The organism is Sphingomonas radicis, assembly GCF_051400635.1.
In the GTDB taxonomy this organism is placed as follows: Bacteria; Pseudomonadota; Alphaproteobacteria; order Sphingomonadales; family Sphingomonadaceae; genus Sphingomonas.
Map to the genome: position 1 here is coordinate 200,822 of NZ_JBLFFG010000006.1, position 22,389 is coordinate 223,210.

24 protein-coding genes and 1 pseudogene are annotated in these 22,389 nt (G+C 66.8%); 9 read left to right on the forward strand and 16 right to left on the reverse strand.

What is annotated here, in order from left to right; genetic code table 11:
• Positions 1 to 37: 37 nt before the first annotated feature.
• The 5 genes from ACMGDH_RS17890 to rimO form a co-directional block, all read right to left on the reverse strand.
• Positions 38 to 1,432, reverse strand: coding sequence for a leucyl aminopeptidase family protein (locus tag ACMGDH_RS17890; RefSeq protein ID WP_436829333.1), 1,395 nt, complete (start codon positions 1,430 to 1,432; stop codon positions 38 to 40).
• Between the two features lie 57 nt (positions 1,433 to 1,489).
• A complete protein-coding gene (locus ACMGDH_RS17895; RefSeq protein WP_436829334.1) occupies positions 1,490 to 2,401 on the reverse strand; it encodes a hypothetical protein in 912 nt (303 codons plus the stop codon).
• The gene (locus tag ACMGDH_RS17900; protein ID WP_436829335.1) at positions 2,401 to 3,792 is read right to left on the reverse strand and encodes a serine hydrolase domain-containing protein; all 1,392 of its coding nucleotides are present in this window, start codon (positions 3,790 to 3,792) and stop codon (positions 2,401 to 2,403) included. Before ACMGDH_RS17900 ends, ACMGDH_RS17895 begins: the two co-directional genes overlap by 1 nt.
• Before the next feature lie 64 nt (positions 3,793 to 3,856).
• On the reverse strand, positions 3,857 to 4,216 hold the full coding sequence (locus tag ACMGDH_RS17905) for a DUF6481 family protein (RefSeq protein ID WP_436829336.1): 360 nt from the start codon (positions 4,214 to 4,216) through the stop codon (positions 3,857 to 3,859).
• Positions 4,213 to 5,562 (reverse strand): 30S ribosomal protein S12 methylthiotransferase RimO, encoded by a 1,350-nt coding sequence (rimO, locus tag ACMGDH_RS17910; RefSeq protein ID WP_436829337.1) that lies wholly within the window; start codon positions 5,560 to 5,562, stop codon positions 4,213 to 4,215. The genes ACMGDH_RS17905 and rimO overlap by 4 nt, the downstream gene beginning before the upstream one ends.
• Before the next feature lie 95 nt (positions 5,563 to 5,657).
• Here rimO and ACMGDH_RS17915 point away from each other — a divergent pair, with 95 nt between their 5' ends.
• Positions 5,658 to 6,068, forward strand: coding sequence for a DUF1761 domain-containing protein (locus tag ACMGDH_RS17915; protein WP_436829338.1), 411 nt, complete (start codon positions 5,658 to 5,660; stop codon positions 6,066 to 6,068).
• A gap of 9 nt (positions 6,069 to 6,077) precedes the next feature.
• Here ACMGDH_RS17915 and ACMGDH_RS17920 read toward each other — a convergent pair whose 3' ends face one another.
• From ACMGDH_RS17920 to serS, 4 genes are all read right to left on the reverse strand, one after another.
• Complete coding sequence (locus ACMGDH_RS17920; protein ID WP_436829339.1) at positions 6,078 to 6,422, reverse strand: DMT family protein; 345 nt, start codon at positions 6,420 to 6,422, stop codon at positions 6,078 to 6,080.
• Between the two features lie 30 nt (positions 6,423 to 6,452).
• Positions 6,453 to 7,463: a potassium channel family protein gene (locus ACMGDH_RS17925; RefSeq protein ID WP_436829340.1), complete on the reverse strand. Its 1,011-nt coding sequence runs from the start codon at positions 7,461 to 7,463 to the stop codon at positions 6,453 to 6,455.
• Positions 7,464 to 7,591: 128 nt separating this feature from the next.
• Positions 7,592 to 8,356: a 5'/3'-nucleotidase SurE gene (gene surE / locus ACMGDH_RS17930; RefSeq protein ID WP_436829341.1), complete on the reverse strand. Its 765-nt coding sequence runs from the start codon at positions 8,354 to 8,356 to the stop codon at positions 7,592 to 7,594.
• Positions 8,356 to 9,636, reverse strand: a complete 1,281-nt coding sequence (gene serS, locus ACMGDH_RS17935) for a serine--tRNA ligase (RefSeq protein WP_436829342.1) — start codon at positions 9,634 to 9,636, stop codon at positions 8,356 to 8,358. Before serS ends, surE begins: the two co-directional genes overlap by 1 nt.
• Before the next feature lie 91 nt (positions 9,637 to 9,727).
• On the opposite strand from serS, the gene ACMGDH_RS17940 reads away from it, so the two are divergent.
• The 3 genes from ACMGDH_RS17940 (at position 9,728) to ACMGDH_RS17950 (ending at position 11,474) form a co-directional block, all read left to right on the forward strand.
• Positions 9,728 to 10,186 (forward strand): host attachment family protein, encoded by a 459-nt coding sequence (locus ACMGDH_RS17940; RefSeq protein ID WP_436829343.1) that lies wholly within the window; start codon positions 9,728 to 9,730, stop codon positions 10,184 to 10,186.
• 340 nt (positions 10,187 to 10,526) lie between these two features.
• Positions 10,527 to 10,991 carry an RNA polymerase-binding protein DksA gene (gene dksA, locus ACMGDH_RS17945; RefSeq protein ID WP_436829344.1) on the forward strand — a complete coding sequence of 155 codons (465 nt, stop codon included), beginning with the start codon at positions 10,527 to 10,529 and terminating at the stop codon, positions 10,989 to 10,991.
• 108 nt (positions 10,992 to 11,099) lie between these two features.
• Complete coding sequence (locus ACMGDH_RS17950) at positions 11,100 to 11,474, forward strand: PilZ domain-containing protein (RefSeq protein WP_436829345.1); 375 nt, start codon at positions 11,100 to 11,102, stop codon at positions 11,472 to 11,474.
• Between the two features lie 70 nt (positions 11,475 to 11,544).
• On the opposite strand, the gene ACMGDH_RS17955 is transcribed toward ACMGDH_RS17950, so the two are convergent.
• Positions 11,545 to 11,697 carry a YdcH family protein gene (locus ACMGDH_RS17955; protein WP_436829346.1) on the reverse strand — a complete coding sequence of 51 codons (153 nt, stop codon included), beginning with the start codon at positions 11,695 to 11,697 and terminating at the stop codon, positions 11,545 to 11,547.
• A 167-nt stretch (positions 11,698 to 11,864) separates the two neighbouring features.
• On the opposite strand from ACMGDH_RS17955, the gene ACMGDH_RS17960 reads away from it, so the two are divergent.
• Together ACMGDH_RS17960 and ACMGDH_RS17965 are read left to right on the forward strand one after the other, a co-directional pair.
• Positions 11,865 to 12,062, forward strand: a complete 198-nt coding sequence (locus ACMGDH_RS17960; protein ID WP_436829347.1) for a YdcH family protein — start codon at positions 11,865 to 11,867, stop codon at positions 12,060 to 12,062.
• 82 nt (positions 12,063 to 12,144) lie between these two features.
• Positions 12,145 to 12,603, forward strand: a complete 459-nt coding sequence (locus ACMGDH_RS17965; protein ID WP_436829348.1) for a DUF1465 family protein — start codon at positions 12,145 to 12,147, stop codon at positions 12,601 to 12,603.
• 18 nt (positions 12,604 to 12,621) lie between these two features.
• Here the strand turns inward: ACMGDH_RS17965 and ACMGDH_RS17970 are convergent, their stop codons facing one another.
• The 3 genes and pseudogenes from ACMGDH_RS17970 to ACMGDH_RS17980 all read right to left on the reverse strand — a co-directional run bounded on the left by ACMGDH_RS17970 (position 12,622) and on the right by ACMGDH_RS17980 (position 14,444).
• Positions 12,622 to 13,563, reverse strand: coding sequence for an NAD(P)H-dependent flavin oxidoreductase (locus ACMGDH_RS17970; protein WP_436829349.1), 942 nt, complete (start codon positions 13,561 to 13,563; stop codon positions 12,622 to 12,624).
• 120 nt (positions 13,564 to 13,683) lie between these two features.
• Positions 13,684 to 14,207 (reverse strand): annotated as a pseudogene (locus tag ACMGDH_RS17975) (gamma carbonic anhydrase family protein).
• Positions 14,208 to 14,213: 6 nt separating this feature from the next.
• On the reverse strand, positions 14,214 to 14,444 hold the full coding sequence (locus tag ACMGDH_RS17980; RefSeq protein ID WP_436829350.1) for a hypothetical protein: 231 nt from the start codon (positions 14,442 to 14,444) through the stop codon (positions 14,214 to 14,216).
• 226 nt (positions 14,445 to 14,670) lie between these two features.
• Between ACMGDH_RS17980 and otsB the strand changes: the two genes are divergently transcribed.
• From otsB to ACMGDH_RS17995, 3 genes are read left to right on the forward strand one after another with little or no spacing between them, the layout of a single operon-like run.
• Positions 14,671 to 15,426, forward strand: a complete 756-nt coding sequence (otsB, locus tag ACMGDH_RS17985) for a trehalose-phosphatase (protein ID WP_436829351.1) — start codon at positions 14,671 to 14,673, stop codon at positions 15,424 to 15,426.
• The gene (locus ACMGDH_RS17990; RefSeq protein WP_436829352.1) at positions 15,423 to 17,216 is read left to right on the forward strand and encodes a glycoside hydrolase family 15 protein; all 1,794 of its coding nucleotides are present in this window, start codon (positions 15,423 to 15,425) and stop codon (positions 17,214 to 17,216) included. The genes otsB and ACMGDH_RS17990 overlap by 4 nt, the downstream gene beginning before the upstream one ends.
• A complete protein-coding gene (locus ACMGDH_RS17995; RefSeq protein WP_436829353.1) occupies positions 17,213 to 18,598 on the forward strand; it encodes an alpha,alpha-trehalose-phosphate synthase (UDP-forming) in 1,386 nt (461 codons plus the stop codon). The genes ACMGDH_RS17990 and ACMGDH_RS17995 overlap by 4 nt, the downstream gene beginning before the upstream one ends.
• Positions 18,599 to 18,650: 52 nt before the next feature.
• Here ACMGDH_RS17995 and ACMGDH_RS18000 read toward each other — a convergent pair whose 3' ends face one another.
• From ACMGDH_RS18000 to ACMGDH_RS18010, 3 genes are all read right to left on the reverse strand, one after another.
• Positions 18,651 to 19,952, reverse strand: a complete 1,302-nt coding sequence (locus ACMGDH_RS18000) for an OmpP1/FadL family transporter (protein WP_436829354.1) — start codon at positions 19,950 to 19,952, stop codon at positions 18,651 to 18,653.
• 47 nt (positions 19,953 to 19,999) lie between these two features.
• Positions 20,000 to 20,407 carry a DUF2147 domain-containing protein gene (locus ACMGDH_RS18005; RefSeq protein ID WP_436829355.1) on the reverse strand — a complete coding sequence of 136 codons (408 nt, stop codon included), beginning with the start codon at positions 20,405 to 20,407 and terminating at the stop codon, positions 20,000 to 20,002.
• 155 nt (positions 20,408 to 20,562) lie between these two features.
• Positions 20,563 to 22,359, reverse strand: coding sequence for an acyl-CoA dehydrogenase C-terminal domain-containing protein (locus ACMGDH_RS18010; protein ID WP_436829356.1), 1,797 nt, complete (start codon positions 22,357 to 22,359; stop codon positions 20,563 to 20,565).
• Positions 22,360 to 22,389: the final 30 nt, after the last annotated feature.

The window sequence follows — 22,389 nt, forward strand, 5'->3', positions numbered from 1 at the left end:
TCGACAAGCTCAGGGCGAACGGTTCAGTATCGCGCGCTCATGCTGCGTAGCGGTCCTTGAGCACCTTCCAGGTGGCGCGCAGGCTCACGGCCTCGGCGCCTTTGGGACGACCGGGCTTGGGCGAGCCGTTCCAGCAGAAGATGTCGAAGTGCGCCCACCCCGCCTTCTCGGGGACGAATTCCTTGAGGAACAGCGCTGCGGTGAGTGCGCCGCCGAAGGGTGCCTCGGCCGCGTTGACCATGTCTGCCACGTCGGACTTCAGCATTTCCTTGTACGGATCGTAGAGCGGCAGGCGCCACATCGGATCCGCCTCGCTCTCGGCGGCGGCGAGCAGTTCGGTGGCGAGGGTGTCGTCGTTCGCGAATAGCGCCTGGAGATCGGCGCCCAGCGCGACGCGGGCCGCGCCGGTGAGCGTGGCGAAGTCGAACACCAGCTCCGGATCTGCCTCTGCGGCCTTGGTGAGCGCGTCGGCGAGGATCAGCCGGCCCTCGGCATCGGTGTTGCTGTTCTCGACGCTGATCCCCTTGCGCGAGATCATCACGTCGCCCGGCCGCGTCGCCTCCCCCGATATCGAGTTCTCGACCGCGGGGACGAGCATGTGGAGCCGGATCGGCAGGCGATTGAGCATGACGAGCTCGGCGAGCGCGAGCGCGTGCGCGGCGCCACCCATGTCCTTCTTCATCAGCCGCATGCCGGAGGCGGGCTTGATGTCGAGCCCTCCCGAATCGAAGCACACGCCCTTGCCGATGATCGCGACGCGCGGGTGCTCGGGGTTGCCCCATTCGAGCTCGATCAGCCGTGGCTCGCGGCCTTCGCCGGCGGCCTTGCCGACCGCCCAGATCAGGCCATAGCCCTTGGCGATCTCGTTGCCCTTGGCCACGGCAAGCGTCGCGCCATGCGCCTTGGCGAGCTCCGCGGCGGCGGCTTCGAGATCGGCGGGACCCATGTCGTTGGCGCCGGTGTTGATCCGGTCGCGCAGCTTGAAGGTGACGTCGGCGAGGCGCAGCGCCTCTTCCATCTTCGCGGGATCCGACGTGAGCAGGACACGCGGGCCCTGCGCCTTGTCATCCTTCTTGCGATAGCGATCGAACTTATACTGGGCGGCGAGCCAGCCGTAGAGCGCCTTGCCGGGCTCGTGGCCCTCGACGCGATAGGTTCCTTCGGGAAGAGTCTCCGCGAGCTTGGCGAGGCACCAGGGAGTGAGCTTCTCGACATTGGCGACGACGGTCACGACCGACCAGTCCTCGGGTCCGTCGCCGGGGAGGATCGCGCTCGAATAGCCGCTGGGGGCGAGCTTCTGCGCCTGCGCGGCGGTGCGGTGGCGCGGAGGCTGGGCCGAGAGCCAGGCGTCAAAGCCCTTGGCGTCGATCAGGTGGATGGTGCGCGCGGGCTGGCCGCGGTCGGGCTGAATCAGCGAAGCGAGATCAGGCATAGGATGACGATCTAGGGTCCGATGCGGCGCAGGGCTAGACCGGGCACCCGTAGTTTTTCACGGCAGACGGCGAACGGCGGGCGCACACATGGCCAGCGCGCGGTCGATGATGTGGACGAGCCGGTCGCGGCTCTGCGCCAGCGCGGCGGGCTCTACACCGCGTTCGAGCGTCTCGAAATTGAGATAGTTGATGCCGTGGAGCACGGCGTAGTTGGACAGCGAACGATCGCTGGTGACGACCCGTTCGAACACCACGTTGAAGTCCGCCTGCATCATCTGCCTGCCGCAGAAGGCCGAATTGGGTCCGGCCGCAGGGCGATAGGGGGCGAAGGCGACGGTGTCCGGATCGTCCCACGGCCAGGCGCGCCTGCGCGACGGGCTGGGGGTCAGCACATCGTCGCAGTAGCGGATCGAGATCACGCCGTTGCCGGGCGGATCGGACCTGTTGCAGCGCGATTCGGAAGTGTCGAAGCCGCGGCCGTTGGTGTGGAGCGCGATCACCGGCATGCCGGGCCGCAGATCGGCGAGGATGCGACGGGCATAGCCGGGCAGCGCGGTGTCGAAATTGCGGTTGGGATCGACCGCGCGGCCGTAATCGACCGCGCGGTTCATGCGGATGCCGTCGTCGGCGACGCCGGCATCGACTGCAATGATCGTTCCGCCATAGCGGCGTACCGCGACCAGCGCGGCCTCGAATCCGGCATTCTCATTGTCGTGCGGCACGAACCAGAGCGGACCGCGGGGCTGGCCAATGCTGGCGATGCGCCAAAGCCGCCAGGCCGCGCGCTCCTCGCGGAACTCGAGCTGGCTGACCTTCAGCCCTTTCCACTCGGCTGCCGCGCGGTGGCGGGCGAAGTCATCGTCCTGCACCGTCAGCGGATCGATGGAGGTCGTGCCCGTGGCTTGCGGCGCCGCGCTCGCCGGAGAAAGCGCGGCGGGTGCGGCGAGCAGGAGCAGCGCGGCGCGCATCAGCTCGCCGGGGTGATCATGAACTGCTCGACCTTTCCGTCGCGGCCGGGCTCGGCATAGGTGATCAGCGTGAGCGAGCGGCCCGGATAGCCGATCCGGTAGTTGCGATTGACGAAGCCGCCGCGCAGCCGCGGGCCTCCCAGGGCCTCGAAGCTGGTGGGGACGCCTAGCGGGCCGAGGCTGTCGCGATAGTCGGCGAGCGTCTCGGCGGTGAAATAATAGTTGGCGTTCTCGGTCAGTCGCGACCGATCGAGCTCGCCGCGCTGGATCGCTGCGTAGACTTCGCGGGCGAGGGTGGCGCGGTATGCGTCGTCGTCGTTTGCCCTGGCGGCGGGGAGGACGACGTCGAGGATCTTGTTGGCTATGCTCGAATGCGCGTTGCCGAAATCGCCGTTGACCAGCGACACGACTGCGATCCGCGCGTCGGGGATCACGATGTTCGAGCTGAGGAAGCCGACCGCCGCGCCGCCATGGCTGACCTGCTTGTATTCGCCGCGCGTGCCGAGCGAGACGCCGAGGCCGTAGTTGGCGGGGCTGCCGTCCGCGAGGCGGATCATCTTCTCCTGCTCGATCCAGTCGTCGGCGGGGAGCAGTTTCCGGTCGATCCGGGCGATGTCCCATTTGGCGAGGTCGGTCGCCGACATCGCGAGCTCGCCGGTGGCGAACATCCAGTCGGGGGCGGGAACCTTGATCGGGCGCACGGGGCCGAGCGCATTGCGGCGATAGCCGGTGGGATAGCCCTTGCCGGTGGCGACGTCCTGATCGAGCGGCTTGATGCCGAGCGGCTTGAAGATGCGGCGGTCGAGGAAGGCGAGCAGCGGCTCGCCGGTCACCTTCTCGATGATCATGCCGGCCGCGACATAGCCGGTGTTGGAATATTGCCACTGGGTGCCGGGCGCGAAATCCAGCGGCTTCTTGCCCCAGCGGTCGAGGATCGCCTGCGGGGTCGCGGGCTGCTCCATCGCTGCAAAGCTGTAATCCTGCGGCCAATAATCCTGCAGCCCCGCAGTGTGGCTGAGCAGCTGGCGGATGGTGACGGTAGCGCCGCCCGAGACGCCGGGCAGATATTTGCCGATCGTGTCGTCGAGGCTCAGCTTGCCCTCATCCTCGAGCAGCAGCATCGCCGCGGCGGTGAACTGCTTGGAGATCGAGGCGATGTGGTAACGCGCGTCGGGCGTGGCGGCGGGGAGGGTCGGGCCCTGGTTCCCGTAAGCTCTGGCGAACACGATCCTGCCGTCGCGGACGATCGCGACCGATGCCGAGGGCACCTGGGTGGCGGCGAGCGCGTCAGCGACGATCTTGTCGACACTGGCGGTCTCGTCGGCGGTGAGCGGCTGGGCCGCGACCGGGGCGGCGAAGAGGAGGGCGGCGGTTAGAAAGAGGCTGCGCATGGCGTCTCCGGTGGCGTTCGGCTCGGGCGCACCCTAGCCTCTAAGCCACCGGAGTCGAGGCGGTTCAGCGGCCGAGAACGCGGGCCTTGCGGGCAGCGTAGCGCGCGTCGCGAAGTGCCTTGAGCTCGGTCGCGGTCGGCGGCGCCTTGGCCTTGCGCTCGGCTTCGAGGCGAGCCTTCTCCTCCTCGGCTGCTGCTTCGGCGGCCTCGGCGGCGGCGATCCTGGCGGCCTTTTCCTCCTCGATCGCGCGGCGCTTGGCTTCGCGCTTCTCGGCTTCGGCTGCTTCCTTGGCGGCGCGGCGGGCCTGACGCTCCGCGACCACCGCAGGATCGAGCGCAGGCTTGGCGCGCAGCTTCTCCAGCGCCTTCTTCTTGGCTTCGGCGCTGCTCTTCATCCGGTCTTGAAAGGTGCTGTTATAGCTCATGCAATCTCGCTGTGAGGGGTTAAGGAAACGCCGAACAAATCATGCTCGTCGGCGTCTTCGATGTGAACCTGGACGATGTCGCCCTGCTTCAGGTGGCCGGCATCGCGCAGGAAGACTTCGCCGTCGATCTCCGGGGCATCGGCCTGGCTGCGGCCGGTGGCGCCGCCTTCCTCGCCGACTTCGTCGATGAGGACTTCGAGCGTGCGACCGATCTTGGCCTGGAGCTTGGCGGCGGAGATCGCCGCGGTCTTCTCCATGATCCGGGCGTAGCGCTCTTCCTTGATTTCCTCGGGCACGGCGCCGGGGAGATCGTTGGCCGGGGCGCCTTCGACCGGCTCGAAGCGGAACGCGCCGACGCGGTCGAGCTGAGCTTCGTCGAGCCAGTCGAGGAGGTACTGGAAGTCCTCCTCGGTCTCGCCGGGAAAACCCACGACGAAGGTCGAGCGGATCGTGATGTCGGGGGCGATCGCGCGCCAGCCCTTGAGGCGCTCGAGCACCTTGGCTTCGTTAGCCGGGCGCTTCATCGCGCGCAGCACGCTGGGCGAGGCGTGCTGGAAGGGGATGTCGAGATAGGGGAGGATCAGCCCTTCGGCCATCAGCGGGATGACCTGGTCGACATGGGGGTAGGGGTAGACATAGTGGAGCCGCACCCAGGGCGCGATCTTGCCGAGCTCGCGGGCGAGATCGGTCATGTGGGGGACCACTTCCTGGCCTTTCCACATGCGCGGCTCCTTGCGGATGTCGACGCCATAGGCCGAGGTATCCTGGCTGATGACCAGTAGTTCCTTCGTCCCCGCCTCGACCAGCTTCTCGGCTTCGCGCAGGATCGCGTCGGGACGCCGGCTGACGAGATCGCCGCGCAGGCTCGGGATGATGCAGAAGGCGCAGCGGTGGTTGCAGCCCTCGGAGATCTTCAGATAGCTGTAGTGGCGCGGCGTGAGCTTGAGCCCAGCATCGGGGACGAGATTGACGAAGGGCGAGGGCGGCATCGGCGCCGCTTCGTGCACCGCGCCCACGACTTCCTCATATTGGTGCGCGCCGGTAACCGCGAGCACATTGGGGAAGCGCGCGCGGATGACCTCGGCTTCCTTGCCCATGCAGCCGGTGACGATGACGCGGCCGTTCTCGGCGATCGCCTCGCCGATCGCTTCCAACGACTCCTCCTTGGCCGAGTCGAGAAAGCCGCAGGTGTTGACCAGCACGACGTCCGCGCCGGCATAGTCGGGCGACATCGCATAGCCGTCGCTGCGCAATTTGGTGAGGATGCGTTCGCTGTCGACGAGGTTCTTCGGACAGCCGAGCGACACCATCCCTATGCGAGGGGACTCGGGGAGTTTGGTTGCCATGATTGGCGCGCGACATAGGGATTTTCGCGAAAATTGCTAGCGAATGTCGAAAGGCGTATCCTGCCGCCACCGTAACAAACGGGAGGGGAAAGCCGATGGGTACGGATATTCACTGGGTAGCGATCCTGGTCGCAGCCGTCACGGGGTTCGGCGTGGGCGCCGTCTGGTACAGCGTATTGTTCGGCAAGGCATGGATCGAGGCGCGCGGCCTCACCGAAGAGCAGATCAGGGCGGGCGGGGGCAACCCGGCGGTGTTGTTCGGGCTGACGTTCCTGCTCGATTTGCTGATGGCGTTCGTGCTCGATCATGTGCTCGGCACCTATGGCAGCACCAGCCTCGGCACCGCGACGATGGTGGCGGGCGGGATCGCGCTGGGCTTCGTCCTCCCCGCGATGGCGGTCAACTATCTCTTCCAGCAGGCGACGCTGAAGCATTTCCTGATCGACGCGGGCCATTGGTTCGCAGTGTTCCTGGTGATGGGCGTGGCGCTCCATCTGCTCAGCTGACGGGCGTGATCACGCGGGCGTTCGGAACAGGAACCACGCGCCCGCCGCGATCAGCGCGAAGCCGATCAGGTGGTTGGCGGTGATCTTCTGCCCCAGGTAGAGGATCGAGAAGACGGCGAACACGCTGAGCGTGATCACTTCCTGCATCCCCTTGAGCTGGGCTGCGGAATAGACGCTGCTGCCCCAGCGGTTGGCAGGTACGGCGAGGCAATATTCGATGAAGGCGATGCCCCAGCTCGCGACGATGACGAGCGCGAGCGGCGCGGCCTTGAACCGCAGATGGCCATACCAGGCGAAAGTCATGAAGATGTTCGAGCCGAGCAGGAGCGCGATCGGCAGCAGGCGTTCGGTCATCGCGCGACCATTGCCGGCCGCGCGGCGGCGTCAAGTGGCGGTGACGATCTCGATGATCGTGTCGTCTGCCGCCAGCGAGGCCGCTTCGGGATCGGCGAAGCTGTAGGGCTGGCCCTGGCGATAGATGCGGAGGCCGAGACCTGTCGCGATGGCGGACAGCGGCTTGCCCAGTTCATGCTCGCGCACCGGACGTTCGGTGAGCTGGACGCGGCCGTGGATCGAGGCGAGGTCCATCAGATAATCGGACAGATGCGTGCCGTGGCACGAGCTGGCGAGCAGCAGCCCGGCGAAGCTCACCGGATTCACCACCGTGGTGGCCCCGGCCGCGCGCGCGGGAAGCTCATTATCCTCGTTGCGGACGATCACGCTGATCGGAATCGCGGGGGCCAGATGCCGCGCGGTGAGGGTGATCAGGATCGAAGTGTCGTCGCGGCCCGCGCAGACGATCATCGATTGGGCGGTGCCGATGTGGACGTCGTTGAGCACCTGATCGCGAGTCGCATCCGCCTGGAGGACAATGCAGCCGCATGCCTGGGCGCGGGCGATGTGCTCCTCGTGGAGATCGATGACGACGATGTCACCCGGCGCGGTGCCGCGCGCGATCAGCTCGTCGACCGTTTCCGATCCCGTGGTGCCGAAGCCGGCGACGATGATATGTCCCGAAAGGGATCGCTGGATCAGAGCCATGCGCCATTTGTCCCAGGTTCGCTTGAGCACGAAATTATACGCCGTGCCGAGGAAGAGAAGCACCACGAACACGCGGATCGGGGTGACCACGAACGCGTCGAACATCCGCGCCGAATTGCTGACCGGAACGATGTCGCCATAGCCGGTGGTGGTGACCGAGATCGACGTGAAGTAGAGGATGTCGAGGAAGCTGACGTGCCCGTCGGCAGTGTCCTTGAGCCCGTCGCGCTCGATCCAGTGTACGCCCACCGCCAGCGCGAGCAGCCCCAGCACCGTGAGCACGCGCCAGGCGATCGAGACCCATACCGGCAGGCTGGACTTGCGCTTGAGCGTCGCGGGTGTGGTGATCGCCATGGCCTAGCGGGCAGGCGGCTTCGAAAGCGGATTGCCGGAAAGCGCGATCATCAGCCCCTCTTCATTGCCCGATTCCGCTCTACGGGCAACGGGCCGGCGTGACCAGAGATAGCCGTCGCTGCGAGCGTTCAGCCGTAAGCGGCCCGGAGCGTTTCGAGCGACGCGCGATGCGTGAGATCGAGGTGGAGCGGGGTGACCGTGACATAGCCCTGCTCGATCGCCTCCAGATCGGTGTCGGGCTCGGGAGAGTGGGGCAGGCGCGCCATCGCGAGCCAATAATAGGGAAAGCCGCGTGGATCGACGCGCTTGTCGAGCCCGACGCGGCCATAGTCGCGCAGCCCCTGCGACACCGCGCGGATACCCTTCACTTCGCCGGGATCGACGGGCGGAAAGTTGATGTTGACCAGCGTGCGCGGTGCCCAGTCGAGATCGAGCAGCGGACGCAGCACCCGCTCACCCCACGCCTCGGCAGTGTCGAACGAGACGCGGTCGCCCATGCCGGTCTGGGCGTAGCGCTGGCTGAGCGCGATCGAACGGATGCCGGCGAGCGCGCCTTCCATCGCCGCGGAGACGGTGCCCGAATAACTCACGTCCTCGGCGAGGTTGCCGCCGCGGTTGACGCCCGAGAGGACGAGATCGGGCTTGCCATCCTTCATCGCCTCGGCGAGCGCGAACATCACGCAATCGGTGGGCGTGCCGCGCACCGCGAAGCGCTTGTCGCCCAGGCGGCGGACGCGAAACGGCTCGGTGAGGGTGAGCGAGCGGCTCTTGCCCGATTGCTCTTCGGCCGGCGCGACGACGGTGACGTCGTCGGAGAAGGCGGCTGCGATCCGCTCGAGCACGGCGAGGCCGCGGGCGTGGATGCCGTCGTCGTTGGTGACGAGGATGCGCATCAGCGCGCGGGTTCGAGCCGGTTGAGCCCGCCGAGATAGGGCTGGAGCACCTCCGGCACCGCGATCGAGCCGTCCTCCTGCTGATAGTTCTCGATCACGGCGACCAGCGTGCGGCCGACTGCCAGCCCCGAGCCATTGAGCGTGTGGACGAAGCGGGTGCCCTTCTCGCCCTCGGGCCGGTAGCGCGCGTTCATGCGCCGCGCCTGGAAATCGGTGCAGGTCGAGCAGGACGAGATTTCGCGGTAGCGCGCCTGGCCGGGCAGCCAGACTTCGAGATCGTAGGTCCGCGCCGCGGAGAAGCCCATGTCGCCGGTGCAAAGCTTCATCCGGCGGAAGGCGAGGCCGAGCTTGGCGAGTATGTCCTCGGCGCAGCCGGTCATCCGCTCGTGCTCGGCGTCGGACTGGTCGGGAGGGACGATCGAGACCATCTCGACCTTCTCGAACTGGTGCTGGCGGATATAGCCCCGCGTATCGCGGCCCGCGGCGCCCGCCTCGGAGCGGAAGCAGGCGGTGAGCGCGGTCAGCCGGATCGGCAGCGCCTCCTCGCTCAGGATCTGCTCACGGACGCTGTTGGTGAGGCTCACTTCGGAGGTGGGGATCAGCCAGCGGCCGTCGGTGGTCTGGAAGCTGTCCTCGGCGAACTTGGGAAGCTGGCCGGTGCCGAACATCGCCTCCGAACGGACGAGCACGGGGGGCACCGCCTCCTCATAGCCGTGCTCGCGGGACAGCGTGTCGAGCATGAACTGGCCGAGCGCGCGATGGAGCCGGGCGGCATGGCCGCGCACGAAGGTGAAGCGCGAGCCGGAGAGCATCGCGCCGGTTTCGAAGTCGAGCCCGAGCGCAGGGCCGATCGCGTCGTGCTCCTTCGGTTCGAAGCCGAATTCCGGACGGGTGCCGCGCTCGTGAACCAGCGCATTGTCGTTCTCGTCGGCGCCTTCGGGCACGTCGGCGAGCGGCAGGTTGGGGAGGGCGGCAAGGCGCGATTCGAGATCCTCGCCGACTGCCTTTTCTTCCGCTTCCAGCGCGGGCAGGCGCTCCTTGAGCGCGGAGACTTCGACCATCAGCGAAGCCGCGGTCGCCTCGTCCTTCTGGGCCTTGGCCGCGCCGATCGCCTTCGAAGCCTCGTTGCGGCGCGCCTGGCCGGTCTGGATCCCGGTCACCAGCGCGCGGCGGCGCTCGTCCAGCGCGAGCAGCGTGGCGGCGAGCGGCTCGAGCCCACGCCTGGCGAGGCCGGCGTCGAAAGCCTCGGGATTCTCACGGATGGAGCGGATGTCGTGCATGGCGCCTGCCTATGACGGCGGGGCAGGGCCCGCGCAACCCTGAGCCGAACCGCGGCGTTCATGTCCTGCGAACGAGAAGAGGAGACGTGAAATGCAGGTTCCGCACGATGCCGTCGTGATGGTCGCGGATGGCCGGAAGATGCTGTTCCTGAGGAACGAGGGCGATGCCGAGTTTCCGAACCTGCAGGTCGAGAAGAAGGTGATCGACAAGCACAATCCCGATCACCACGAGCAGGCGACCGACCTTGCCGGCGGCGCGATGGGGACGCGGACCTCTGGCGCGCAATGGGGCGCGGGGAACATGGAGGAAGTCGACTTCCACCAGCTCGAAGAGGACCGGTTCGCCGCCGAAGCCGCGGAACTGCTCAAGGATCGCGCGCTGCGGGGCGAGTTCGAGTCGCTGATCATCGTCGCGCCGCCGCGCACGCTGGGCGAGCTCAGGAAACATTACCATGCGGAAGTCGCCGATCGGATCACCGCCGAGATCGACAAGAATCTAACCGGGCACACCGTGCCGCAGATCGAGGAAGCGCTGCTCAAGGCGGATTGAGCCCGGCGATTTGCGCCGGGAGCCAGGCGTCGGCCGCTGCTTGCGCTGTTCTTCGATCCTTTTCAGCCGCCCGCTCCGGAGCGCTCCGGAGCGGGCGTTTGTCTTTGTAGACAGGGGGTTTAGCACGACTCGAATATTGGCCGGCAACTTGCCCGTCCGCCGTAAAGCGGCCGCGATTGGTTCAGGAATCGTCAATATCCCTCTGAATATGGGGGATTTGGCGGAGTCGGTTGCAAATCCTGCGCTTGTTTACCGGCTCGCGCGAAAGTATAGGGCGCTCGGGCAGACAGGCGGTCATCTGGGGCTTGGCTACTGGGCGACCGGTGCGTGGAGAGTGGGGATGGCGACAGTTTTGGATCGTTTCGAGGAACCCAACAAATTTCCCGATGCGGCGAACGACGGTGACGACGGATACCGGCCGCACAACGACGAACCGTTCATGAACCCGCGGCAGCTCGAATATTTTCGCGCCAAGCTGCATGCCTGGAAGGATGCGATCTATCGCGAGGCAGCGGGAACGCTCAATCAGCTCCAGGCAGATTCGCTGCGCGAGGCCGACCTCACCGATCGCGCTTCGAGCGAGACCGACTGGTCGATCGAGCTGCGGACGCGCGATCGCCAGCGCAAGCTGATCTCCAAGATCGACGCAGCGCTCCGCCGTATCGACGAAGGCGAGTACGGCTATTGCGAAGTCACCGGTGAGCCGATTTCGCTGGCCCGCCTAGAGGCGCGGCCGATCGCCACGATGACGGTCGAGGCGCAGGAGCGCCACGAGCGCAACGAGAAGGTCTCGCGCGACGAATAGCGGGACCGGTCATGTTTGATCCGCATGCTCCTGCGGGAGCGGGTTAACGGATTGGGTAAGGATTGCAGGCCTATAGCCGGCGCGAGATAATTGCTTGCGGCGGCATCGATGGACCAGCGTGATCAGCACTTCACGGCGGCACTTTCGGCCGAGGATTTCGGCGAACAGCGCGCCGCTCCGCGCGCCAGCCTGCTGCTGGTCGCGCAGTTCCGAGTCGGCGAGAACCCGCCAGAGCAGGTGCGCGTGCGCAACCTTTCTGCCGGCGGGCTGATGGCCGAACACGCCGAGCCGCTCGCGCGCGGCACGGCCGTCGCGGTCGAAGTGCATGACGTCGGCTGGGTCAGCGGCCGCGTCGCCTGGTCCGCCGAGGGGCGAGTCGGCGTGGGATTCGATGACCCGATCGATCCGCTGCGGGCACGCAAACCCGCAAGCAGCGGCAAACGGGCTGCGGATTCCGCCGTCCCGGCCGCCAAACGCCGCTGAACAGCGGATTTTCGGCTCTCAGGGTGCGGCCTTGCGGCCACACCCCACCACAAAGCTGTGGGTAACCGCCTTAGCGGGCCAGCGCTTCCTTGACGCGCAGCTTCTGTTTCTTCAGCTCCGCCAACAGCATCTGGTCAGGAAGAGGTCGCTGCGATTCGCTGGCGATTCGCTGGTCCAGCATCGAATGCTTGGCATTGAGTGCTGACTGATGCGCGTTCTGCATGGAAGCAGTCCTCCTTCAGGGTTCGCTGGGGGAACGGATTAGACCACGATTCGCCGCGTTTGTCGCGAGTCGAATCTTGCCCCAATCGACGGTTTGCGGAAAAGGCGCGATGGCCCGTTGCGGAGGCCTTGTAGCTCGTGCACGAGAGCCGGTGAGGGGGATGTGCCATGGAAGAGGGCGAGATCCGGCGGAAGCTGGAAGCGCTGCGATCGGAGCACCGCGACCTCGATGTCGCGATCGATGCGCTGCTTGCCGGCAGCGGTGCGGATCAGCTCCGGATCGCGCGCCTCAAGAAGCGCAAGCTCAAGCTGCGCGACGAGATCGCCCTGCTGGAGGACCAGTTGATCCCGGACATCATCGCCTGATCCCGCGCCGCGGCGCGGCACGCCGCAATCGGCGAAATTAAGCATTTTGTTGCCTAGGCGCCTGTGGCACCTAGAGCGCGCCATGGACAGCAAGGCCGCATCTCGAATCCACCGCCGCCTGATCGACTCGCTCTATGTCGACGCGATGCTGCTTGCCGATGAGGCGCGCGGCTATTTCGACCAGCTGGGGCGCGACGATCGCGAGACGATGGACGGTCTCGGCCGGGTCGCCTTTTCGTGCGAGTCGCTCAAGGTCACCACGCGGCTGATGCACGTCATCGCCTGGCTGCTCACCCAGCGTGCGGTCGACGCGGGCGAGCTCGCACCGGGCGAAGCGCGTGCCCCCTCGCGCCGGCTGGGGACCGCGCCCGAGACCGACGAGGAGACGGTGGCGGCGATGCCCGATCAGGCGGCGAGCATCATCCGCACGAGCATTGAACTCCATCGCCGCGTCGCGCGGCTCGACCAATCCCTGGACGAGCCCGAACCCGTGTCGAGCCCGGCGCGCAGCATGTTCGAGCGGCTCGCCACTTCTTTCTGACCGCGATCCCCGGGCGGATCAGGCAAGCGCCGCGCGTGCGGCGGCATATTCGGCCTTGAGGCGCTCGATCCTAACCGCGGCGGGTTCGACGGCGTGGACGGCGCCGATGCCCTGGCCCGAGCCCCAGATGTCTTTCCATGCCTTGGCCCCGCCGAAGTTCATCGCGCTGGGATCGCTTTCGGGAAGCTTGTCCGGATCGAGCCCGGCGTTGAGGATCGACTGGCGAAGATAATTGCCGTGCACGCCGGTGAAGAGGTTCGAATAGACGATGTCCTCGGCAGTGCCGTCGACGATCGCCTGCTTGTAGGCGGGGATCGCATTGGCCTCTTCGGTGGCGATGAAGGGCGAGCCGATATAGGCCAGGTCGGCACCCGCGGCCTGCGCGGCAAGGATTGCGCGGCCCGTGGCGATCGCGCCCGAGAGAACCAGCGGCCCGTCGAACCACTCGCGAACTTCGTGGACGAAGGCAAAGGGATTGAGCCGCCCGGCATGGCCGCCTGCGCCCGCTGCGACCAGGATCAGCCCATCGGCGCCTTTCTCGATCGCCTTGTGGGCGAAGCGATTGTCGATCACGTCGTGGAGCGTGATGCCGCCCCAGCTGTGGACGGCGTCGTTGAGCTCGGGGCGGGCGCCGAGCGACGTGATCACGATCGGCACCTTCCACTTGGCGCAGACCGCGACGTCGTGCTCGAGCCGCGGGTTCGAGCGATGGACGATCTGATTGACGGCGAAGGGCGCGGCGGGCGTATCGGGATGTTCGCGGTCCCAGGCCGCCAGCTCCTCGGTGATCCGGTGGAGCCATTCGTCGAGCAGGCTTTCGGGGCGCGCGTTGAGCGCGGGGAAAGATCCGACGATCCCTGTCTTGCACTGGGCGATCACCAGATCGGGAACCGAGATGATGAACAGCGGCGAGCCGATCACGGGAAGCCGCAGGCGATCGAAGAGCGGAGGAAGAGCCATGCCGAAATGTGTAGCGGTGCGCGGACCGCTGTCGAGAGCGGCGAACGGGACGCTACGGCAGGCGGGCGATGCGACGCGGGGCAAATCGGCCGGAATGCCGGCTCCGGGCGAATCGGGTGCTCAATCGATTCGCTTGAGCCCCGCGGCATATTCGCGCTGCTTGGCGGCGTAGAGCGCAGCCGAGGCCTTGAGCAGCGCCTTCTGGGCGTCGTCGAGCGGCCGGACGGCACGGGCAGGGGCGCCGACGATCAGATGCCCGGGCGGGAAGACCTTGCCTTCGGTCACCAGCGCGCCGGCGCCGACCAGGCAATCTTCGCCTATCACAGCGTGGTTGAGCACGGTGGCGCCCATGCCGATCAGCACGCGATCACCGATCGTGCATCCGTGGAGGATCGCGTGGTGGCCGACGGTCACGTCCTCGCCCAGCGTGCACGGCGCGCCGGGATCGGAATGGAGCATCGCTCCTTCCTGGATATTGGTGCGCGCGCCGACTCGGATCGGCTGTTGTCGGCGCGGATAACGGCGCCGAACCAGACGCTGGCAAGCGCGGCGAGCTCGACCTCGCCGATCAGATCGGCGCTGGGCGCCACCCAGGCGTCCAAAGCGATCCGGGGCGTTTTTCCGCCGATTTCGTAAAGCGGCACGGGGCCTTAGAAGATCGGCGCTTCGAAGCCCGCCGGGAGCTGCATATGCATCCCCATCGCAAGCGCCAGCGCCACGGCGCCCAGCAGCAACGCCAGCGTCGAGGAAAGCGAGAATAGGCCCCAGCCGACCATCGTCACCATCGGCGAGTTCGGGCGCTGCTCGCGCTTGTTGCGCTGCATCGCGAAGATCACGAACATCGCCAGCAGCGCGTAGACGAAAATAAAGAACTCGGCCATCTACTCCCACCCCGATCGGCTTGCCCCGATGGCGTGGTAACCAGCCCGGCTTCGCGGTTCAATGCAGGGAAACTGCGGATCGTCGCAGTGCAGCATCAGCCCGCCGAGAGCTAAGGCCAAGCGGATCAGGAATGGAGCCGCTAGCAGCGCCCATCTGTGTGCCGTTGGTCGTAAACGCCGGCCGGTGCGGGTTTTCATCCCGGCCCAAATGGGCCAGAGGCATTCCGTGCCTGCGAAAGAACTCCTCGCTCCGCCGCCGCCTGCCGATCTGCTCGATGGCGCCAGTCTCTTCCTCGATTTCGATGGCACGCTCGTCGAAATAGCCGAGCGCCCGGATGCGGTCGCCGTAGACGCACGGCTTCGCGCGCTGATGCGCCGGCTGATCGAGCGCCTCGACGGCCGTGTCGCGCTGATCAGCGGCCGCCCGGCCGGGGAGCTGGTCGCGTTCTTCGGCGAGCCGATCGTCAATGTGGTGGGAAGCCATGGCATGGAATACCGCTGGATCGACGGGCGCAGCGCCCCCGTCGAGCGCCCCCCCGGACTCGATGCGGTGCTCGACGCGATGCGCCGCCTCGCTGCGGAGCGGCCCGGATTGCTGGTGGAGGAAAAGCCGCTCGGCGTGGCGCTCCACTTCCGCGAAGCGCCGCACGAGGAAGGCGCTTCGCAGGCGCTTGCCGAGGCGCTCGCACGTGCGCACGGCCTGCATCTCCAACCGGGCAAAATGATGGTCGAGGTCCGGGCATCGGGAGGTGACAAAGGCACGGCGATCCGCACACTCATGACGGAACCGAAACTGGCCTCCACGCGTCCGGTCTTCATGGGCGACGATCTTACGGACGAACCAGGCTTCGCAGCCGCCGAAGCGCTGGGCGGGGCCGGAATTCTCGTCGGGCCTGCGCGCCCGACTGCCGCGCGCTATCGGCTCGACAGCGTAGAGGCGACGCTTGGCTGGCTCGAGGCTGCCTGCGGCAAGGCGGCGTGACCGATCTCGATCTTTGGCCGATCGGCAATTGCCAGGTCAGCGCCCTCGTCGATCGTGCCGGCCGCTTCGTGTGGGGCTGCGTGCCGCGCGTCGATGGCGATCCGCTCTTTTCCGCACTGGTGGGCGGCGTCGAACCGACGGCGGATGAGGCGACGGGTTTTTGGGCGATCGAGCTCGAAGGCTGCGTGAGTGTCGAGCAGAGCTATCGCCGCAACACGCCGATCCTGGTCAGCCGCCATACCGACGGCGACGGCAATGCGATCGAAGTGATCGACTTCTGCCCCTATTTCCGCCGCAAGGGACGGACCTACCGGCCGGTGGCCTATGCCCGTATCGTCCGGCCGCTCGCCGGCAGCCCCCGCATTCGGGTGCGGCTGCGGCCCACCTGCGGCTGGGGCGGGGGCTGCGGACAGCGGATCGGCGGGTCCAACCATATCCGTTACCAGCTCGCCCAAATGACGATGCGCCTCACCACCACCGCGCCGGTGGGTATGGTGCACGAGGAGCGCGCGTTCCGGATCGAGCGGCCGCTGCATTTCTTCCTGGGCCCCGACGAGAGCTTCGACAGCGACATCGCCGCAACGCTCGATGCGATGCTGACCGAGACCGACGGCGAATGGCGCGAGTGGGTGCGCGGCCTCGCTATCCCGCTCGAATGGCAGGAAGTGGTGATCCGCTGCGCGATCAGCCTCAAGCTCTGCCAGCACGAGGAGACCGGTGCGATCGTCGCCGCGCTCACCACGTCGATCCCCGAGCACGCCGGCTCGCAGCGCAACTGGGATTATCGCTACTGCTGGATTCGCGACGCCTATTACACGGTGCAGGCGCTCAACCGATTGGGCGCGCTCGACGTGCTCGAAGGCTATCTGGTCTATTTGCGCAACATCGTGGACGGCGCCCGCGGCGGACACATCCAGCCGCTATACGGGGTGCTGGGCGAAGCAGTGCTCGAGGAGCGGTTCGCCGAGGCGCTGACGGGGTATCGCGGCATGGGGCCGGTCCGCGTCGGCAACCAGGCCTATGAGCAGGTCCAGCACGATGCCTATGGGCAGATCGTGCTCTCCAACACCCAGGCGTTCTTCGATCAGCGGCTGTTCCGCATGGCGGGGGTCGAAGATTTCGAAGCGCTGGAGAAGGTCGGCGAGCGGGCCTGGGAATATCACAACCAGCCCGACGCGGGCCTGTGGGAGTTGCGGACGCGGCAGAGCGTCCACACCTATTCGGCGGCGATGTGCTGGGCGGCGTGCGACCGGCTGGCCAACGCGGCGCAGGCACTGGGAATCGAGGCGCGTCGTGCCTTCTGGCAGGACCGCGCCGATCTGATCCGGGTGCGGATCGAGAAGGAGGCGTGGCGCGAAGGCACGCGGCGCATGTCGGCAACCTTCGCGGGCGACGATCTCGACGCGAGCCTGATCCAGCTTCTCGACCTGCGCTTCTTCTCGCCCGACGACCCGCGGTTCGTGGGAACGCTGGAGGCAGTCGAAGCGGGGCTGCGCCGCGGCTCGCATATGCTGCGCTATGCGACCGAGGACGACTTCGGCCTGCCCGAGACTGCGTTCAACGTCTGCACCTTCTGGCTGATCGAGGCGCTGCACTTCACCGGCCGTAGCGCCGACGCCCGTGCGTTGTTCGAGGAGATGCTGAGCCGGCGGACCGCGGCCGGGCTGCTGTCGGAGGATATCGACCCCCTAACCGGGGAACTATGGGGCAACTATCCCCAGACCTATTCGCTCGTGGGCATGATCAATTGCGCGGTCCTGCTGAGTAAACCGTGGAGTTCGATCCGTTGAGCCGTCTGATCGTCATATCCAATCGCGTCAGCGCGCCGCAGGGTTCGCACTCGGGTGCCCAGGGCGGCCTGGCGGTCGCGCTCCAGGCGGCGCTGCACGAGATGGGGGGCATCTGGTTCGGCTGGTCGGGGGAGCAGACCGAGAGCTTCAACGGCCACGTCAACCTGCAGCGCGGCGACGGCTACACCACCGCAACCGTCGATCTCGAAGAGCAGGACATCGACGAATATTACAACGGCTATGCCAATCGCACGCTGTGGCCGCTGTTCCACTACCGGATCGACCTGGCCGAATATGAGCGGGGCTTCGCGGGTGGCTACCAGCGCGTCAACGAGCGCTTCGCCGAGACAGTGCGCCCGCTGATCGAGGCCGAGGACGCAGTGTGGATCCAAGATTACCATATGATCCCGCTGGGGCAGGAGCTGCGCAACCGCGGCTGCCGCAACCGCATCGGGTTCTTCCTCCACACGCCCTGGCCGCCGCGGCGGCTGCTCGCCACGCTTCCCGAGGCGAACGAGCTCGTCGAGACGCTGTTCGCCTATGACGTGATCGGCTTCCATACCGACGAATGGCTCCAGTCCTTCTGCGACTTCGCCAGGCTGGAGATGGGCGCCGAGGAGGAAGACGGCGTGATCCGCTACCGCGGCCGGAGCGTGCGCGTGATCACCTGCCCGATCGGAATCGACGCGACCGAGTTCCGCGCGCTCTCGCACAGCGATACCGCGCAGCGCACTTTCGAAGACATGCAGCGAAGCGCGGTGGGCCGTGCGATGATCGTCGGGGTCGACCGACTGGACTATTCGAAGGGACTGGAGGAGCGGTTCCTGGGGTATGAGCGCTTCCTGCTGGAGCATCCCGAGACTCGCAAGGAAGTCTTCCTGCTCCAGATCGCGCCGCCGTCGCGCGCGTCGGTCCAGAGCTACCAGCAGATCCGCAACACGCTGGAGGGGCTCTCCGGCCGGATCAACGGCGCGCACGCCGATCTCGACTGGGTGCCGATCCGCTACGTCAACCAGGGCTATGCGCGCGACGTGCTCGCAGGCGTGTTCCGTGCGTCCAAGATCGGACTGGTGACTCCGCTGCGCGACGGGATGAACCTGGTCGCCAAGGAATATGTCGCCGCGCAGGATCCCGAGGACCCGGGCGTGCTGATCCTCTCGCGCTTCGCCGGCGCCGCCGAGCAGATGCAGGAAGCGGTGCTGGTTAATCCCTATAGCGCGGAGGAGATCAGCGACGCGATCCTTCAGGCGCTCCGCATGCCGCGCGAGGAACGCATCCGGCGATGGCGGGCAATGATGGATGGCGTGGAGCGCGAGGACGTGATGTGGTGGCGCAAGCGCTTCACCGACGCGCTGATGGCCGCGCCCGCGATGGCGGAATAGGCGGATCGCCATTCCCCTCCCTGCACGCAGGGAGGGGAGGTAGACATGCGCGTCAGAAGCGGAAACGGCCGCCGAGCGACAGCACCACGGCGCTCGCGTTGGTTAGCTGGCCCGAGGTGATGATCGGAGTCTGAGCTGGGGTGCCGGCGAAGGCGGCGGTGGGGCGATCGATCGGGGCATTGTCGAAGCTGACATAGTTGACGCCCGCGTCGATCGCGAATTTGGGCGTGATGTTGTAGGTCGCACCCGCGCCGAAATTCCAGCGGTCGGAATCGGGGACGCGGGCGTCGCGCTCGCCGTCCTGGGTGGGTGTGAGCGCGCGCTGGACGCCTACCCGCACGGTCAGCTTGGACGAAGCCGCATAGTCGATGCCGCCCGCCACGCTGAAGCTGTTGCGGTAGTTTTCCGGGATCGCGGTGTTGAGCGGCTCGCCGATGCGGATCGCGTCGAAGTCCGCCCAGGTGTAGCGCACCGCCTGGGCGTTGAGGGTCAACTTCGGCGTGGCGCGGACGCGCGCGCCGACGATGATCTGCGCCGGGGTGCTGAAAGTCGCTTCGACGCCCGAGAGCTGGGTGTTCGAAGCGGCAAGCGGGCCGACGAGGCCGCTGATCTCCAGGTCGCCCTTGAGCGTGTGCTTGATGCCCGACTTATAGGCGACGCCCACGGTCAGGAAATCATTGTGCATCTGGAAACCCGCGGTCCAGCCGAAATCCCAGCCATTGCCTTTCAGCGTCTGCTGGCCATCCGGCAACGTCGCGAGCACGTTCGGAAGCGCATTGCTCAGGCTCGCGTCGGTATATTCGACGTTGAGCGCGGCGCCGACGCGCAGCCAGTCGGTGAGCGCCACGGCGACCGAGGGCTGGATGTCGACGGTGAGCAGCTTGGTGCGGTCCGCAGTGTAGCGCGCCCAGCTGGTCGAGTCGTAATCGGTGGTGAAGCTGTAGGGCGAGGTGATCGCGAGGCCCACGGCGATACGATCGTTCAGAGGCACGGCGATGGCGCCCGAGGGCAGCACGCCGTTGTTAATCGGATTGCGCGCGATCGCGTCACCGCCGACCGGCGCAAAGGGCTGGCCGGGCCGGCGGATCAGCGTGCCGGTGTCGACCACGTCGCCCCGCGGCAGGATCGCCGCGGCGGCGATCGCGGCTTCGCCCTCGGTTGTGCCTGCGATCGCGGCGGGGTTCCACCAGAGCGACTGCGCGCCGGTGTCGGCAGCTTCACCCGAGAAGGCCCGGCCGGCACCGCGCGCGGACTGTTCCTGAAGGTAGAAGGCCTGGGCGTTCGCGGTGCCCGAGAAGGCGAACAGCGAAGCGAGGGTGGAAGCGGCAGCGAGCGAAGCCTTGCGATACGACATGATACTATCCTGTAAGCAGTTACTGAAAGCGGGTACGGGCGGCGCGCTCAGCGCACGCGGGTCCAGGTCTGGGTCTTGCAGAAGGGCTTGAACACGCAGCCGCGCAGCTTGAGCTGGTTGGCGCCGGCGAGCGTCACTTCGGCGTTGTAGGTCTTGCCGTCCTCGGCATTGTAGATCTTGCCGCCGTACCAGCCATCGCCCTGCTGCTTGAAGCCGCTGAGGATCTGGAGGCCGCGGAGCGGGCGGTCGCGGAGCGCCGCGTTGCTGTTCTTGGCGTCCTTGAGATTGGGGTTGGCGCGCAGCCCGTCCGACGAGAGGATGCGCCCGCAGATCGAGGGGCCGCAGCGCTGGATCTCGATGATCCCGCCCCGCGTCTCGGTCTTCCATTGGCCGACGGCGGCGTCAGCCTGCGGGGGAGCGGCCGCGAGGGCAAGCCCGGCCAGAAGCAGCATCATGATTATGTCCTCTCCTTGTCACACGGGCCGACGGGTACATCGCCCGCCGGGTCTCCTGCGCGTCGTTTGTGTCTCCAATTCGTCAAAAATCGAACGCAAAGAGCCGAAATGTGACGTATGCGGTATGTGCCGTGCCTCGCGATCTGCGAAGCGCGTCAGAAGGCGTCTGGTTCCAGGGCCATCACCGATCGCTTGCCGGACTTGATCGCGACGAACAGCGCCGTCGCCTGCGGCAGCACCCGATCGAAGAAGAAGGCGGCGGTGGCGAGCTTCGCCTGGTAGAAGCCTGATTCCTGGGTGCCCGCTTCGAGCTTGGCCTTGGCGATGCGCGCGGCCTTGAGGAAGGTGAAGCCCATGCCCACGAGCCCGAGCATCCGCAGATATTCGGTCGCCGCCGCGCCGGCTTCCTCCGGGTCCTTCATCGCCTTCTGCGCGATCGTCGCGGTGGTGAGCTGGAGCGCGCCGAAGCTCTGGTAAAGTCCCGCTGTGAAGGCGGCGAGCTGCTTGTCGGTGCTGCCGGTCATCTCCTCGCACAGGCCGGAGACGGCGTGGAAGAAGGGGCGGAGCGCGCGGCCCATGTTCGCTGCCATCTTGCGGCCGACCAGGTCGAGCGCCTGAACGCCGTTGGTGCCCTCGTAGATCTGGGTGATGCGCGCGTCGCGCACGAACTGCTCGACGCCGTGCTCGCGGATATAGCCGTGGCCGCCATAGGTCTGGACCGCGAGATTTGCAGCTTCGGAGGCGAGATCGGTGAAGAGCGCCTTCACCACCGGAGTCATCAGCGCGACGAAGTCCGCGGCGCGGGCCTTCTCGGCGGGGTCGATCGCATGCTTCTCGGCGTCGAGCGCGCGTGAGACCCATTGGCCGAGCGCGCGGCAGCCCTCGGCATAGACGCGCATCGTCATCAGCATCCGGCGGACGTCGGGATGGACGATGATCGGATCGGCGGGGAGATCGGGGCGGGCAGGGCCGGCAAGCGCGCGGCCCTGGAGCCGCTCGCGGGCATAGGCGACTGCCGACTGGTAGGCGATCTCGTTCACGCCCAGCCCCTGGATGCCCACCGAGACGCGCTCTGTGTTCATCATCGTGAACATCGCCGCGAGGCCCTTGTTGGGCTCGCCGACGAGCCAGCCGGTCGCGTCGTCGAACGCAAGCTGGCAGGTGGCCGAGGCCTTGAGGCCCATCTTGTGCTCGATCCCCGCGACCGAGACGCCGTTGCGCGGCCCCGGCGTGTCGTCTGCATTGGGCAGGAACTTGGGGACGAGGAACAGGCTGATGCCCTTCACGCCAGCAGGCGCGTCGGGGAGGCGCGCCAACACGAGGTGGACGACGTTGTCGGTCAGGTCGTGGTCCCCGGCCGAAATGAAGATCTTGGATCCACTGATCTTGTAGCTGCCGTCTTCCTGCGGCACCGCCTTGGTCCGCAGCAGGCCGAGATCGGTGCCGCAATGCGCCTCGGTGAGGCACATGGTGCCCGACCATTCGCCGCTGACCATCTTGGGCAGATAGGCGCGCTTGAGGTCCTCGGCGCCATGACCCTCGATCGCCGTCGTCGCGCCATGGGTGAGGCCGGGATAGAGGCTGAACGACAGATTCGCCGCGCAGATCATCTCCTCAACGAGCTTGTTGACGCTTTCGGGCAGGCCCTGGCCGCCCCATTCAGGATCGGAGGCGAGTGCTGCCCAGCCGCCTTCGCGGAACCGGTCATAGGCAGCCTTGAAGCCCTGCGGCGTGCGGACGACGCCATTCTCCAGCGTGCACCCTTCGATGTCACCACTGGCGTTGAGCGGCAGCAGGACTTCCTGCGCCATCCGCGCGGCTTCCTCCAGCACGGCGTCCACAAGGTCGGGGGTGAATTCGGCAAACGCCTCGATCCCGCCGAACTCGCGCTCGTCGAACAGCTCGTGCAGCACGAAGCGCATGTCGCGCAGCGGGGCGGTATAGACTTGCATTTAACTCTCCAAATCGCGCCTGACGCCATC